The 16518-nt window shown below is 51.6% G+C and carries 9 protein-coding genes; 5 read left to right on the top strand and 4 right to left on the bottom strand.

Features of this window, described 5'->3' with window-relative positions; translation table 11 throughout:
• The first annotated feature begins 92 nt into the window (after positions 1–92).
• From QZ310_RS09315 to QZ310_RS09295, 5 genes are all read left to right on the top strand, one after another.
• Positions 93–698 (top strand): DUF4376 domain-containing protein, encoded by a 606-nt coding sequence (locus QZ310_RS09315; RefSeq protein ID WP_297072234.1) that lies wholly within the window; start codon positions 93–95, stop codon positions 696–698.
• Entirely contained in the window at positions 695–976 is a 282-nt protein-coding gene (locus QZ310_RS09310; protein ID WP_297072233.1) for a hypothetical protein, read from the top strand. The genes QZ310_RS09315 and QZ310_RS09310 overlap by 4 nt, the downstream gene beginning before the upstream one ends.
• Positions 977–1049: 73 nt before the next feature.
• Complete coding sequence (locus tag QZ310_RS09305; protein WP_297072232.1) at positions 1050–1958, top strand: site-specific integrase; 909 nt, start codon at positions 1050–1052, stop codon at positions 1956–1958.
• A gap of 617 nt (positions 1959–2575) precedes the next feature.
• A complete protein-coding gene (locus tag QZ310_RS09300) occupies positions 2576–3283 on the top strand; it encodes a hypothetical protein (RefSeq protein ID WP_297072231.1) in 708 nt (235 codons plus the stop codon).
• Positions 3284–3293: 10 nt separating this feature from the next.
• On the top strand, positions 3294–3620 hold the full coding sequence (locus QZ310_RS09295; protein WP_297072230.1) for a hypothetical protein: 327 nt from the start codon (positions 3294–3296) through the stop codon (positions 3618–3620).
• A gap of 220 nt (positions 3621–3840) precedes the next feature.
• Here the strand turns inward: QZ310_RS09295 and QZ310_RS09290 are convergent, their stop codons facing one another.
• From QZ310_RS09290 to QZ310_RS09275, 4 genes are all read right to left on the bottom strand, one after another.
• The gene (locus QZ310_RS09290; RefSeq protein WP_297072229.1) at positions 3841–6054 is read right to left on the bottom strand and encodes a glycoside hydrolase family 3 C-terminal domain-containing protein; all 2214 of its coding nucleotides are present in this window, start codon (positions 6052–6054) and stop codon (positions 3841–3843) included.
• A 349-nt stretch (positions 6055–6403) separates the two neighbouring features.
• Complete coding sequence (locus QZ310_RS09285; protein WP_297072228.1) at positions 6404–8932, bottom strand: glycoside hydrolase family 2 TIM barrel-domain containing protein; 2529 nt, start codon at positions 8930–8932, stop codon at positions 6404–6406.
• A gap of 59 nt (positions 8933–8991) precedes the next feature.
• Entirely contained in the window at positions 8992–11868 is a 2877-nt protein-coding gene (locus QZ310_RS09280) for a TIM-barrel domain-containing protein (RefSeq protein WP_297072227.1), read from the bottom strand.
• Between the two features lie 184 nt (positions 11869–12052).
• The gene (locus QZ310_RS09275; RefSeq protein WP_297072226.1) at positions 12053–16126 is read right to left on the bottom strand and encodes a hybrid sensor histidine kinase/response regulator transcription factor; all 4074 of its coding nucleotides are present in this window, start codon (positions 16124–16126) and stop codon (positions 12053–12055) included.
• Positions 16127–16518: the final 392 nt, after the last annotated feature.

The following is a 16518-nucleotide window of genomic DNA, read 5'->3' as shown; positions in this document are numbered from 1 at the left end:
AACAGCTCGATCTGCCAAACTGACCTTGTAGCATCGTCCACCATTCTCTCCGGTAATATTTGAAAAAACATTATTAACACTCTATTAAAAAAATGAAAACAACAGCAAAACAATCAAATAGTTATGGAGGTATGAAAGTCTATGCCATCATCGCCAGCAATGGACAACAAACCACTTTGCCGCCAGATGTGCAACCAACGATTGATGGGCTTACCACTCTGCTTGAAGGCCAGTACGTTGATAAGGGAATAGTGATGACCGACCAGTACACGGCGCAAATCATGCAGACCCTTGATCGCGCGCTTGTCGAGACGCATATCGTCAACCTAATGCGTGAGGTGAAACTGAGGGAAATTGAAGCATACGACTCCAGCCCCGCAGTCAACTCGTTCAATCTCGACGGCATGGCAGTGTGGCTCGACTTCGAGCTGAGAAGCAAGTTGCGTTCTCGTCTGCCCGTGGAAGAGGCAGCAGGGCGTAATACCACGACTCTATGGCTTGGCACTCATTCCTTCACTCTGCCCGTGACGCTTGCCTCGGCATTGCTTGCCATGGTTGAACTTTATGCGGCCGACTGCTTTGACGTCACCTCAGCCCACAAAGCCGCCGTGGAGGCCCTTGACACCCGCGAGGCAATCGAGGCTTATGACCACACGGCAGGCTATCCCGAAAAACTCACAGTAAGTACTCAGTCATGAGCCGGGGCTGCGGATGTGAGCGAGGACTGCTGAGATATGTAAAGCCACCATACGCGAGGTTGTTCTACCCAGCATGTTGCATCCACGATGATGATTATGACCGTGGAGGCGACAAGGTCGCAAGGAAAACGGCTGACCGCCGTCTATTCCGCAATTGTATGAAGATAGCCACCGGCTTGCAGTTCTCACCATACAAGGCAACATGGTTGACTACGATTGCGTTGCTCTACTACGCCTCGGTAAGGATCTTCGGCCGGACTTATTTCCGGCATGTCTGATAAATTGAACGCCTTTCGCACTCAATGCGAAGGGCGTTTTGCTATATTGCAAAGACATCTAAAAATAATCAATATGGCAATTTTAAAGAATCTGTTCGGAAAATCCGAACAACTGCCTATGCTCGCTCCCCTGTTCCGTAGTGTGGTGGAGAGCAAAAAAGGGCGTACAAAAGAACTCTATCAGCAAACGTTAAGGAAAGTGGAGCGGTTTCAAGCCGACTTCGAACGATTCCCTATTGATGGTGTGACCGTTGAGTGGCTAAACGCCTTCGAGGCGTGGATGGCTCAGACTATGCCGAGCCGCAACTCACGCAATGTGCATCTGCGCAATGTGCGCACGGTCTACTATGTAGCCCTCGACGATGAATTGGTGACACGCAACCCTTTCAGGCGCTTCAAGATCCGTCCGGAGGCAACTCGCAAGCGGTCGCTAACCATAACACAGTTGCGCAAATTAGCGGCAATAGACTTGCCCGAATGGCAAGCCAAATACCGCGATGCCTTCCTGCTAATCTTTATGCTTCGGGGCATCAATCTCGTTGATTTTTGTCACATAAAAGCAATGGAGGGCAGCTACATCCGCTATCGTCGTAGCAAGACAGGAGCGTTGCTTGAGGTAAAGGTTGAGCCGGAGGCATTGGCGATCATCCGCCGGTTGCGTGGCAAAGGGCAGTTGCTTTATCCCCTCGACCGCATCAACGATTACCGCCAATACACCGCACGTCTTAATGCCAACCTACAGAATATTGCGGCCAAGATACCGGGAATGCCCCCGATAACATCCTACTGGGCGCGGCACACATGGGCGAGCATAGCCTATAACCGTTGCGGCATCAGCAAAGATGTGATAAGCCAAGCACTCGGCCATTCACATGGAAGCAAGGTAACGGAAATCTACCTCGACCGCGACAACCGCATAGTCCACAAAGCCAACCGCAAGGTGATAAAGTATGTGTTTGGCGACTATGGATCTGAAGAGTAAATCGGACTAATCGGACCAATAATGATAGAACGGCCTTCGAAAATAATTTGAAGACCGTTCTATTAAATGGACTGAAAACGTGAATCAGAGGCCGTTTCGTTTTATCGAACAAGGCTTGGCATGGACCGTTTCGTTTTGTTTCGATCCTCCGTTTCGTTTTGAGGATTATATATTTCCAAAGTTGTATACATGTACTATGATAATGGTAAGATATATTTTAATTATGCGCCCGGAATTGATGATAAATATCGGACCCGCGATTGGGCGATATATGGAGGCCATGTCATAAGTCCCTTATCTCCTGTCAGTAAGATAGATTCGGATAATATGGGGTTTAGAATATGCGATATTCTTCCAAGTGATGAATATGAACATATAAAAAACAACTCAAATGAAGGCACGACTCGGTTCTATCTGCTTCTCATGCTCAATCACTATGGCGAATTGATTCAATATTCACCTCTGACATTTACTTATTCCACTCATATATGACATCATTAAAATTGAAAGATATGTTTACCGGAAGCATTTATAATACGCTATTGAGGATTTGTGTCGTATTTAGTCTACTGACAGGCTCCTCATATTGCTATTCGCTGAATCATCGGGCCAATACTATGGACCGTGGAAGCCGTAGTGGCATAGTGGATCCGCCACGTTTTATCCTGAAGTATGCGCCGGTCGATGGTGGTTACCGGTTCACGGCGGAGTGCATTGATGCGGAAGCGCTGGAGGATTTGATGGGTTCAGGCCGTTCGTTGGACTATCTCTGGGGCGTGAAGCGTCCGGGTGGAAATATCGAGTGGCGGAAGTCTGAGTCTCCCGGTATGTTTGTCGCTGACGAATCCCCCTCTTCGCGGATATGGGTCTATTTCAAGACTGTCGACGATGAGGGCACGGAAAGCCCCGTCCAGACCCTTGCAACGGATGAAAGGATAATATTTTATCGATACAAGGGAAATCTGCTGACTCTTTCCGATTCTGAAAAAATTTACCTGTCGAATGGCGCTTATATGTATTACAAAAATGGTATGGTACGTTATGGTTATTTTGTCGGGATGAAAGAGAAATATTATGTCAGGGAATGGGCTCCTTTCGCGGCACACGTCATAAGTCCGTTCCAATCTGTCAAGACTGAATTGATTCGGATTAGTATCAGTAGCGGATTTCCGGTTTCTAAGATTTTGCCATCTGATCAATACAGCTATCTGAAAGGGAATTTGCGCGAGGGAGAAGTGCGTTTTTATATGCTTATGTTTATTAACTTAAGGGATGAACTGCTACAGTATCTTCCGTTGATGTTCACTTATAAACAAACAATTTAAAAAAGGAATTATGAAAAAAATATTTATAGGAATTTTCTGTGTATTGGCATTTGCTTCATGTAAGGATCATTCGGATAGAACGACCGGACCCGATGAGCCAACACCCACTCCGCCGGAGGAGGTTGACAACAGCGATAATGAACATATCTACCAACAGCAATCCGATAAAGGCTCTATCCTGACATCGCACATCGTATTTGATGACAATACCGGCAAATATATCCTCGACCTCTCGGAGCCGGATGCCATTTCCTTGGGTATATCCAAGGAAACGTATGACGATGCCGTCGTTGTTGTCGGCAAAATGAATGAGCTTGGTCTGAAATTAAAGGAATAGCCCTTTAAATTAAATAAGGGGTACAAAAATTCAGAAATTACAAAAATTACAAACTTTATAGGCGGTTGATTGCCGGTTGAAAAAAATTCCGACAGTCAAAATCTATAAAATCTGTAATTTTTGTAATTTCTGAATTTTTGTACCTGATTTTAGAGTGATGGTACAGAGGTAATTGATTATGTCATTTCTGACCTTATGTCCTTCTGTGCCCTTCCACCTCTTACTTCAACTCGAAAGGCACAATGGCGCGGATGTCGGTTGAGGATGAGCCGATATAGGCGCGGAATTTGCCGGGTTCGGCCACCCATGAGGCGCTTTCGGGGTCGTAGAATTTGAGAGCATCGGGGCTGACGGTGAAATTGACCGTCTTCTCCTCACCCGGAGCGAGGTCGATTTTCTCGAAGCCCTTAAGCTCCTTGACGGGACGTAGCACTGAAGCCTTGTCGTCGCCAATGTAAAGCTGCACAGTCTCCTTACCCTCGCGGTCACCGGTGTTTCTGACGGGGATGGTGATGGTCAGCGACTCGCCCTGTCCGATGGTTTTGGCCGATGCGACGGGCTTGCCATAGTCGAACGACGTGTAGCTCAGACCGTGGCCGAAGGGGTAGAGGGCGGGAATCTTCTTGGTGTCGTGCCAGCGGTAGCCGACAAGAATGTCCTCCTTATACTCCTCGTTGATTGAATCGCCGGGATAGGAGATTGCGCCGAAACTGTGGGCACCGTTGTCCTCCAGTTTCACGGGGAAGGAGAAGGGAAGCTTGCCGGAGGGATTGACCTTGCCGCTCACCACATTGCCGATTGACTTTCCGGCCATCGAGCCGAGATACCATGCCTGAGCGATGGCAGGAACCTTCGAAGCCCAGGGCATCTCGACGGCGTTACCGCTGAGGAGCATGACGATGAGGTTGGGGTTGGCTGCCTGAAGTGCCTCGATGAGTTCAGACTGGCCGTAGGGGAGGGCATAGCTCTCGCGGTCCCCTGCCTCGCAGTCCTGCAGGTGATTCTTGTTGAGACCTCCCATGAAGATGACCACATCGGCATCCTTGGCCATGCCTACGGCCTCGGCGCGCAGCGAGTCCTGAACGGAAGCGGGAATCTCCTCGACGTGGGAATACATCGGGCGACCGGCACGGTAGCCATGCGCATATTTCACCCTGTCGCCGTAGATTGCCTGCAGACCTTTGAGGGGAGTAACATTGTCCTTGACCTTAAGTTCCGATGAGCCGCCACCCTTCATGAGATCGCGGGTGGCATTGTCGCCAACCACGAGGATTGACTTCACGTCGGGCGAGAGGGGGAGGAGGGGAGAAGCTCCCTTGCTGACCGGTGCGTTTTTGAGAAGCACGATGGCCTCATTGCCTATCTCCTCTGCCACGGCATAGTGTTCGGGCGAAGCGATTGAGCCGAGGGGCTTGTCGCGCTTCATGGCTGTGAGGAAGTTGAGGCGGAGCATACGGCGTGCCTTGTCGTCGAGGGTCGACATCGGAACCTCACCTTTTTCAAGCATTTCGAGGTAGGGACGGGCCATATAGTAGTCATCGGTGGTGAACTCCGATTCGGAGGTCAGACCGTTGGTGTAGGAACCCATTTCGAGGTCGAGTCCGTAGAGGGCTGCTTCCTTGGTGTCGTGTGCGCCGCCCCAGTCGGTTACCACCACCCCCTTATATCCCCAGTCACCTTTCAGGATTTTGTTGAGGAGCATTTCGTTGTGGCAGGCATGTTGGCCACGGATTTTATTGTAGGAACCCATGATGGTCCAACTGTCGCCGTCAACGACAGCACTCTTGAATGCGGGGAGATAGATTTCGTGGAGCGCGCGGTCGCTTAGCTCTACATTGATGTGCCCGCGCCACAATTCCTGATTGTTGAGGGCGAAGTGCTTGACACTGGCAGCGACGCCATTCTGCTGCATACCTTTGATGTAGGGCACAACGAGGATGGAGGCGAGATAGGGATCCTCGCCCATGTATTCGAAGTTGCGGCCGTTGAGCGGTGTGCGGTAGATGTTCACTCCGGGGCCGAGCATCACGTCCTTTTCCCTGTAGAGGGCTTCTTCGCCGAGGGCATTGCCATATTCGTAGGAAAGTGTCGGGTTCCATGTGGCTGCGAGGGCTGTCAGTGCGGGGAAGGCGGTGATGGAATCGTTGGTGCGACCGGCATAACCCCAGTCGTTCCAGTTGATTTCCGCGCGCACGCCGTGAGGTCCGTCGCTCATCCAGAGGTCGGGTATGCCGAGACGCGGCACACCGGGCGATGAAAACTTGCCTTGGGCGTGTATCATGTTGATTTTTTCCTGAGTGGTCATGCGTGAGAGGGCATCTTCGACACGCTGATCCATCTGGAGCGATTCATTCATGTAGGCAGGAATATCTTTAGCCGCAAAAAGGCTCATTCCCGAGAGGAGAAGAGGGATGGTGAGTAGGCGGAACGACATGGGGTTTAAGTATTAAGTAGTAAGGGTAAAGTAGTTTTGAGTTTTGAGTTTTGAGTTTTGAGTTTTGAGTTTTGAGTTTTGAGTTGTGAGTTGGTAGTTTTGGGTTGTGAGTTTTTAGTTTTTAGCTTTTAGCTTTTAGTTGCAGGCTTGGTGCTGTTGGTGCTGTCGTGCAGTTGCGCTGTTGGAGGGGGAGTTATGGGGTTGAAAGGGGGAGCTCTTTGTTGAGTATGTCAAAGTTGCCAATCGGCAACTACCAACTTAAAACTCACAACTCAAAACTCACAACTTCCAACTTCCAACTGACAACTCACAACTTAAAACTCACAACTCAAAACTCCCAACTCCCAACTCAAAAAGCATTAATAGTCGTTGTGAATGGGGCGAGGTTGGGGGAGGTGGCGCGGACGGTGATGGGGCCTTGGGTGCCATCGTTGCGGACAATGAGCATGGCTTTGCCGTAGAAAGCCTTGCGCTTGTCCGATTTGAAGCGTTCGAGCGAAATGGGCGAACCGTTGTCAACACCCTCGTTGCGTCCGGCACCGGTAACTTCGAATGTCACCTCATCTTCCGCCCAAGGGCAGAGATTTCCATCTTTGTCAAGGATTTCAACAAGCACATAGCTGAGGTCTGAGCCGTCGGCCTTGATAGAGGAGCGGTCGGGGGTGAGGTGTATACGGGCAGGATCACCGGCTGTGCGGATTTCATCTGTGGCCACAATCCGTCCGTCCTTTCGGCTGACAGCCTTGACCGTTCCGGGGGTGAAGTTGACGCGCCATGAAGCGTGATATTTCCCAGCTTCAGGTTTGCGCACACCCTGCGACTCGCCGTTGATGAATAGCTCGACTTCATCGGCATTGTTGTAGTAGGCCCACATATCGATTTCCTGTCCATCCTCCCAGTTCCAATGCGGGAAGAGGTGGAGCACATTTTTGTCAGGCCTCCATTGCGACTGATACATATAATATATGTCCTTCGGAATACCGGCGAGGTCGACAATTCCGAAATATGAGCTTCGGGCCGGCCAGCCGAAGGGTGTAGGTTCGCCGAGGTAGTCAAAACCTGTCCAGATGAACTGTCCGGCAATGAAATCCTTCTCGTCGACGTGGCGGAGGGTACCCTCGTGGGAATTACCCCAGGGGACATGGCAATTATCGTATGAGGAGCAGGAGAACGAGGGGTCTTCAAAGGCTATGTCCCAGCGCTTTGGCCAGATGAATATTGAGTCTGAGGGCATACGGTAGTAGCCACGTGTCATGAGTCCGGATACGCTTTCGGAGATTATGAATGGTTTGTCGGGGAACCATTTCGGGACGGAATCGAACCAGTTGTCATGGTAATTGTAGCCGATGACATCGAGCGCACCCGAGCGGAAGAGGTGGTTTCCGGGATTAGGCTCGTTGCATCCTGCGGTCACCGGGCGCGAGCCGTCGAGACTGCGCACCATGTCGGCGAGTTTCTTCGTGAGGAGCGAGTTTACGCTCATGCTGTCTGTCTCCGCGGCAAGCATATCCTTGCTGTGGCCGAAATTAAGGATGAGGTTGGCCTGTTCGAGCGACAGGGTATCGGCCTTGGCATCGCTCCACTGTTCGAGCACTTCATTACCGATGCTCCACATAATTACGGACGGATGGTTGCGGTCGCGGCGCACAAGGTCGCTGAGATCGCGCTCATGCCACTCCGGGAAGTAGCGGGCATAGTCGTGGGAAGTTTTTTTCTTGCGCCACATGTCGAAGGTCTCGTCCATGACGAGTATGCCCATGCGGTCGCAGAGTTCGAGCACTTCGGGTGCAGGAGGGTTGTGTGATGCACGGTAGGCATTCGCACCCATCTCTTTTAAAATTTCAAGCTGGCGCTCAATTCCACGGGTATTGACTGCCGCACCGAGGGCACCGAGGTCGTGGTGCATACAGACACCGTTGATTTTCATCGGTTTTCCATTGAGCGAGAAGCCTGTTTTCGGGTCAAAGTTGAAATAGCGCAGTCCCGTAGTGGTCATGTAGCTGTCAAGAAGCTCACCCGTCTTCGCATCGGAGACAAAGGTGGCTACGGTGTAGAGATAGGGGTCTTCGGTGCTCCAGAGATGTGGATTCTCCACATTGATTGTGCCTGCGACTTCAATGTCGGGATGCTTTTTGTCGAGTTTCACTACTTGAGTGGCCGTTTTGCCTATCATTTTACCGTTGGCGTCCATGAGCGACGAGTAGACGCTGACCGATGCACTTTTTTTAGCCTTGCTGATGATTTCAGTGGCTATGTCAATCCGTGCCTCGGTGTCGGTGACAAGAGGAGTGGTGACATGCTGTCCCCAAAGAGGGATATGGATGTCGGAGAGCGAGCGCAGCCAGACGTTGCGGTATATGCCGCAGCCGCTATACCAGCGCGAGTTTGGCTGCTCGGCGTTGTCGACACGCACGGCAATCACATTCTCGCCTGTCTGATTCAGCCAGGGAGTGATGTCGTAGCTGAACGAGGCATAGCCGTAGGGGCGGGTGCCGAGTTCGTGGCCGTTGATGTAGACGGTGGAATTCATATAGGCACCGTCGAAGTCGATGAATATATTCTTTCCGCGTTGCTCAGGAGTGAGGGTGAAGGTCTTGCGATACCACCCGATACCGCCTGGGAGCGCGCCGCCTCCTGTCCCGGAGGGATTGTCCTTGCTGAAATCGCCCTCGATGGCCCAGTCGTGGGGCAGGGAGAGTTGACGCCATGACGAGTCGTCGAAACCGGGCGCCGACATATCGGGAGAATCGGCAAGTATGAAACGCCAGCCGTCGTTGAACTTCACGGCACGGGAATCAGCTGCGGATGCGGAAAAAATGGCCGCCCCGCCTATCCAGACGAGGCAAGCCATAATTATCAGATTTACCTTAGAAAGCATGACCTAAAAGTCAGAAAATTCGGGTTTTGAATCAAACTTATGTGTAATGGTGAAAAGAATCAGAGCTTGATGGTCTTGGCAGAGCCGTTGTAGGCCACTTCCACGCCCTTGTTGTCACGTCCGTAGCCGACGGGATGATCCTTCGATACCTTGATGATGTTGAAGCGGCGGTTGCGGAGCATTCCGGGGAACTGTCCGGCACGTTCGCCGATTGTCAGTGTCTGCTTCTCGTCGTTCCACTTGAAGGGAATCACTGCATACTTGCCCTGCTCGTAGTTATAGTTGACGTTCTCATCCTCATAGAGAAGGAATTCTCCGTCCTGACCGGCATAGACATAGAGATTGATGATGTCGGCAGGTTTTTCGTCGCTCCACTGGATGGCGGGGCCGAAGGGGATGATCGAGCCTGAGCGGACGAAGAGGGGGATGCGTTCGTAGGGCGCGGCGACGTTGAGGGTCTGTCCGCCGTTGATTTCTTTGCCGGTATAGAAGTCATACCAGTCGGAACCGGCGGGGAAGTAGACTTCGCGCGATTTTGTACCGTAGGTGTAGACGGGAGCCACGAGGAAGGCGGGACCGAACATGTATTGGTCGCCGATGTTGCGTGTGGCCTTGTCGGCGGTGAAGTCCATGACCATCGGGCGCATGATGGTATAGTCATTGAAGTGGGTCATGCCTGCAAGAGAGTAGAGGTAGGGCATGAGGTCGTAGCGGAGGTTGGTGTAGTAGACAACCGACTTGTAGGCCGGGTGGTTGTCGGGGGCGATGTTGAAAATCTCGCGGTAGGGCCACTGGCCGTGGGCGCGGAACATCGGGGCGAAGGCTCCGAACTGATACCAACGGGTGTTGAGCTCACGCCACTCCTTGAGGTCGGCGTTCTCCTTGCCTGTTTTCTGATATTCCTTTGCTGCGGCCACATAGCGGTCCTCGACGCAGAATCCACCGATGTCCATGCTCCACCAGGGAATTCCGGAGGCGGCGAAGTTGAGGCCGGCTGAAATCTGAGCCTTCATGTCCTCCCAGCGTGTGGCGATGTCGCCGCTCCATGTGGCGGTCGAATAGCGCTGCTGTCCGGCAAAACCTGAGCGGGTGAGGAGGAAGACGCGGTCGTCGTTTGTCTCTCGCTGACCGTCATAGATGGCTTCGGCGTTCATGAGGCCGTAGGCGTTGAAATATTTTGTCGACGGACCGAGTGCGGTCGGTGTGATGAGGTCTTTGCGATACTGGATGTCGGTGCAGTCGCGGATGTTGGGCTCGGAAGCGTCCATCCACCATGCGTCGAAGCCGAGGGGCACATAATGGTCTTTCATCTGGTTCCAGAACAGTTTGCGGGCGTCCGCGCTGTAAGCATCGTAGAAGGAGCTGAGATAGCCGGGGCCTACCCAGTCGCGGATGCTGTCCTGAACGGGGAGTTTATACATCCAACCGTTCTTATCAAATTCCTTATAGTGTTCGGTGGTCACATAGAATTTCGGCCATACCGAAATCATCACGCGTCCGTGCATGTCGTGGATGGTGTCCACCATACCTTTCGGGTCAGGGAAGCGGTCAAGGTCAAATTCGTGGCTGCCCCAGGCATCCTGCCTCCAGTGGAGCCAGTCGATGACGATGTTATCGATAGGAATGTTGCGCTTGCGGAATTCAGCGAGGGTCGACAACACTTCTTCCTGAGTGTTGTATTTCTCGCGGCTCTGCCAGTAGCCCATGACCCACTTCGCCATGATAGGAGCCTTGCCGGTGAGTGTGCGGTAGCCGCTGATGACGTCGTCCATGTCATCGCCATAGATGAAATAGTAGTCAATCTGGTCCTGCATCTCGCCCCACCAGCTCATGTCGAGCTGCTCCTTGTCGTCGACCGGAGAATAGACGCGCAGACCGCAGTAGGCAACCGAGCCGTTGGGCTGCCATTCGATTTTGATGGGCACACGCTTGCCTTTTTCAAGGTCTACGGAAAATTTGTAGGAATTGGGATTCCATGCCGTGCGCCAGCGCTCGGGAACCACTTCCTTGCCGTCGATGTAGACCGACATGTAGCCGGAGTAGTAGAGGATGAATTTGAACTCACCGCTCTCCTCAGGCTCGATTTCACCCTCGTAGGTCACATGTGAGCCGTAATAGTGGAAATCCTGCGGGAGATTCACCACATGTTTCAGTTCCTTGCGGATGAGGTGTTCGAAGTAGATGGAGTCCTCGCGCTGCACGATTGTCTCCTCCTCGGGTTTGGCAGGAACGTATGTTCCGGTCAACGCACCCTCCTTGCCATCCTTGTCGTAGAGCTTGAACACCTGTCCGAGCTGTTTGTATGGCTCAGGATTGCCGAAGCGGCAGAGTGAGTAGCTGTCCCAGAGGATACCGTAGTTGTCGGTCGAGACGACAAACGGCACGGAGACCTTGGTGTTGTATTGGAAAAGTTCCTCGTTCAGGCCCTTGTAGTTGAACTCGTCGCTCTGATGCTGTCCGAGTCCATAGATGCCCTCTTCGTCGTTGAGCGATTCGAAGACCTGACGGACGGTGTAGCCTTTTGTCCCTTCTACCTCTATGGGTGAGAATGAACGGCCGCCGTCAGCTTCGGCAACAATCAGTTTGCCGTCTTTGTCGTAGAATTTCACGTCGCCTGTCTTCAGCGCCACTGTGGCGGTGACGGCTGAGGTCGTGACAGAGATGGTCGAGTCGGTTTCGGTGACGGTATAGTCAACTTTCTCTTTCTGAGGGACGGTGACAAGGCTGTTGTCCTCGGCAAATTTTTTGTCCGGGGTTGCCGACACGCGTATGATTTTTTCGCCGAGAACCTGCAGACGTACTTTCCTGACTGAATTTTCACCGGTCGATTCGACGTTGACAGTCACGCCGCGGTCTGTTTTCTCATATTTTCCGGGCGAACAGGCCAAAGTCATCAAGCCTGCAAGAACCGAAGCCGATAATGCTCGTAGTTTCATAGGGTGAGATTTGGTATAGATGTTGTTAAATTAGGTATAACGTTGTGATGAGTCGGAAGCCCTGACGGTGGGCAGGGATGCTTTTCCGTTGTTATGCAAAGTTATAAATTACCTGTGTGACCGCGAGGGGACAATGTTGACACGGCGGGATGTAAATGATTTGTCCGGGGGATGAAATGTTAACTTATACGGGATAATTTGTTGCTTTCTCCTCTTTGTTCTGGTAAACTGAGGGGAGTACGCCGAATTCTTCCTTGAAATATTTGCTGAAATATTTCGGGTTGTTGTAGCCGATCTGATAGGCGATTTCCGACACGTTGAGCTGGCTTTCGCGCAACATCTGCGCACCGCGTTTCAGACGAATCAGACGTATGAACTCCACGGGCGATTTGCCTGTCGTCGCTTTCAGCTTCTTGTAGAGATGGACACGGCTCATGCCGAGATGGCTGCTGAGTTCCTCGACTGAGAGTTCCGGACGCTTGATATTCGTGACGACATATTTCACTGCCTTCTCGACCATCTTCTCGTCAAGCGGCGTGATTTGTATTGAGTCAGGCTCCGGATTGATGAGCGCCCGGCCACTGCTGCGCGTGAGGCTGACAAGCTTCTTCATTTTCAGTATGAGAAGGTCGATGTTGAAGGGTTTGGTGATGTAGTCGTCAGCCCCTACGGTCATACCCTCCACCTTTGCATCGACGTCATGTTTGGCTGTGAGGATTATAATCGGTGTGGTCGCAAGATTCGGGTCAGCCTTTATGCGTCTGCACAGCTCGATTCCGTCCATTCCGGGCATCATCAGGTCGGTCAGGATGATGGCCGGGCGGATGGACGACAGCAGTTTGAGGGCCGATGCACCGTCGGGGGCCGTGATGACGTGGAATTCCGCGCCCAGGCCGTCACGGAGAAAATCAATCATGTCACGGCTGTCGTCGACGACGAGTACCGTTGGTTTGTCAGTATTGTCATCGGGATTCAGGGATGTGGTAGCGATTTCGCTGCCCTCTGCTTCCTCCGGCATGTCTGTTTTCTCGGCAATTTTCTCACCTTCAGTAGTTTCCACCTCATTTCCTTGCGATTCTATTTCAGAAACAGTTTCGCTGACTGCCGGGGTAGCTTCGGGGCGGCTCTTTCCTTTTACTATTGGAAGTTCGATGATGAAGATGCTACCACCGCCGGGATTGTCGGTCACACGGATATTTCCATCGTGAAGTTTCACATATTCGCTCACCATGCTCAGACCTATACCACTGCCTGTCATGGTGTTGTCGGTCGGGACGTTGCCGGTCTGGAAGAAGCGTTCGAATATGTGGGTCTTGTCGTTGTCGCTGATGCCGATTCCGTTGTCGGCGACACTTATTGTGATTGTCGACTGCGAGGTTGATATGCCCACCGTCACCTCGCCACCTTCGGGGGTGAACTTGAAGGCATTCGCAAGAAGGTTCATGATGGCCTTGTTGAGTTTGTCCTCATCGAACATCACGTTGAGTTCCTGCATGTCGGAAGTGAAATTAAGTCTGATGTTCTTGCGTTCCGACATTCCGGCGAAGGCATGGCAGACATTGCGGACAAACCCGACAATCTCCCCCTCGGCCAAGTGAAGTGTCAGACCTGCCACTTCATTTTTCCTGAAGTCAAGAAGCTGGTTGACAAGCGTCAACAGTCGCATTGCATTGTTGCGCATGAGTGTGAGCCGTCGGCGCTGACCTTCATCCTTTGTCTCTTTCAGCATACTTTCAAGTGGCGACACGATGAGGGTGAGAGGAGTGCGCAGCTCGTGGCTGACATTGGTGTAGAACTTGAATTTCAATTGGTTGATTTCCTCCTGCTTCCTGATGGCATCCTCCTTGCGCTTCTCGTTGAAACGTCGGCGCTCATGGCTGCGTATCAGACGGTATATCAAATAAATACCGGCAATGATTAGCACTGCATACAGGACCTTGGCCAAAGGTGACAGCAAGAATGGCGGATGGATGATGATGGGGAGTTCGGCAGCCGCTGTGCTTTCGTAACCGTCGCCGTTGATGGCTCTTACAAGCAATTTATAGTTTCCGGGGGCAAGATTCGTATAAGCGACGTAGTTAACCCCGCGAGGTGCCGAAATCCACTCATTGTCAAGCCCTTCGAGCATGTATTGATATGTGTTTTTCTCCGGCAGGACATAGTTGTCGGAGGCGAAACTGACCATGAATGACTGGTCGGAAGGCCAAAGTTCGAGTGTAGCACCGTGGTTGGGGGATACTTTGAGAGGGACATGTCCGTTGATTTTCTCCCCGACGCGGAGTCTGTGTGGGCCGATATAAATGTCGGAGAACATGACTTTTGGCAGATGGCGGTTGTGGACAATCCGGTCGGGATAAAAACGGTTGATACCGTATAGACCCCCGACAAGCATCTCGCCGTCAGGGAGCAGGCCGAACGACCGCTGGTTGAAATCGCTGTTTTGCAGACCGTCTGACGTGTCGTAATGGTTTGATGTATATGACAATGCTCCGGTCTTGTCATCGAATTTCACTTTCAGGCAGATGAGCTTGCCGCCCTCCGCAACCCAGATGTCGCCGCGCTTGTCCTCTTTCAGCCCGAGGATGAGGTTGGGATGAAGGTTCCGGCCGCCTATATCCACGGCCGACAGTGTCTTGCGATAAGTATCGTAGACCTTAAGTCCGTTGGAGGATGCTATCCAGAGAAGCCCGCGCGAATCGACTATGAGGTCATTGATGCTGATACCGTCGAGTTCCGAGAGGGGCATGAAAGATCCGTCGGCAGGATTGAAGATGTTGACACCAAGTGAAGTGGCTATGTATAGCTCATGGTTGTCGTCGGCCACGGTTTTCAGTATGTAGTCTGATCTGAGGTCGGAATTTCCGGCCGTGTATTGTCGGGTTGCAAGGGTTGTGGGATTGAAATGGAACAGGCCGGAGCCGAGTGTGCCTATCCAGAGGTTTCCGCCACCTGCATCGGCTATGCTCCATGTGTAGCCCTCGTCGAGCCGTGAGTGGCTGACAATTGTTTCAAGCACTCCGTTGCGGTAGCGCTTCAATCCTCCCGAGAAAGATCCGATGTAGAGTGTCCCGTCGGCAGCTTCAAAGAGGCTTGTGACGGCTCCGAAGTTGTTGGATGTCAGTGTGGTTGTCTCGTCGGTGGCGGGATTCCACTTCATGACTCCGGCTGCATCCGTCCCGATCCAGACTGTCCCGTCCCTTCGCGAAGGCACTATGCAGTTGACATCCGGCAGACTGCGCAGGGCAAATTTGTTGAGACTCGGGTTGTGGTAATATAGTCCCTTCTTGTATGTGCCTACCCAAAGTGTCCCCTCGTTGTCTTCATAAAGGGCTGTGACAGTGTTGATAATGTCCTGCCCGGAATTGGTGGAAATCTTCTGGAAACTTATTTTGTCATTACCCTTCACGATTTCTTCCAGGCCGTAATGGTCTCGTCCGATCCAAAGTTTGCCCGAACGGTCCTGCGTGAGTATCTTGATGATTTCTCCACGGCCACCTTCAGGAAGAAGATGGTTGAGCCATTTCGCGTTGTTGATGTCGTAGAGCCACAGACGCTCGTTGCTGAAAATCCAGCAGAGTCCGTCGCGGTCATAGATTAGCGTGAACACGAAGGTGCTTCCGTCGTTGATTTCCCCCCTGATTGAACTGTCGGTCAGGATGACTTTCCGGTCTGCCGGGTCTATGAATCTGATAGTTCCCTGATTGTCAATGGTCATCACGCCGCGTGGCGTCGATATGAGGTCGGTTATTTCAGTGTCGGCAAAGGCTTTTTCACTTACAGCCCGCAGTTGATTGCCCTTTGGCTCAAGATGTGAGAGACCTTTGCCCAAAGTCTGCACCCACAGCCCCTTGCTCTGGTCGATAAATATCTGGTTGGGAGTCTCTTCAATGCCTATTTCATGCAGTATCGAGTCCGAACGGGTCGTAATCTCGTCGGTCACCGGGTCATAGACGGAATATTTCAGTCCGGAGTAAATCCAGAGTCTGCCGTGGGCATCCTCCTGTATCCTCTCGATGTAATACGCAAAGGAATTTTGCTTGGCCGAATCCAGCGGGGCATAGTTCTTGAAGTTGTGACCGTCGTAGCGGAACAGTCCTGCGGATGTTCCTATCCAAAGGAAGCCGTCGGCGTCGCGGTGCAAGACGTTTATCTTGTTGTTCGACAGCCGGTTGACGGTGTCGATATGTTTCAGCGGCAATTCTTTTGAGGATATGCTGCTGATGGTCAGAAGAGTCAGTATTAGCAGAAGAATTCGCATGGTGTTAACATTTAAGGTAGGTTTTTCCATCCGCAAAGTAAATCAATGTGGAGCGAATATGCAACACCTTGGTGCGATTAATCTTTTATAACATTTGAGTTTAATTTTTATTCCGTTGGTAACCAATATATTGAATAGATTATCCGAAACAATTAAACCTCTCAAATATAACATTTCCACCCCTTTGAAGATAAATTTGAAACACATATAAACCGTCCGAAAATTTGGTCGGTAAGAAAGGTGTGGTTACATTTGTTCACGTTTATTAATAAACTGTACGCGCACGGGAACAGCCTGTCTACATTTTTTTACCTTAAAATTGTTGAATCAAACACGTCTGCAGACCTTCCGCCACTGTTCGCACCCGATTTTCCGCTTCTTACCTCACCTAT

This window comes from uncultured Duncaniella sp. (genome assembly GCF_910577345.1).
Classification (GTDB): domain Bacteria; phylum Bacteroidota; class Bacteroidia; order Bacteroidales; family Muribaculaceae; genus Duncaniella.
This window is presented reverse-complemented; position numbering and strand designations above follow the sequence as displayed.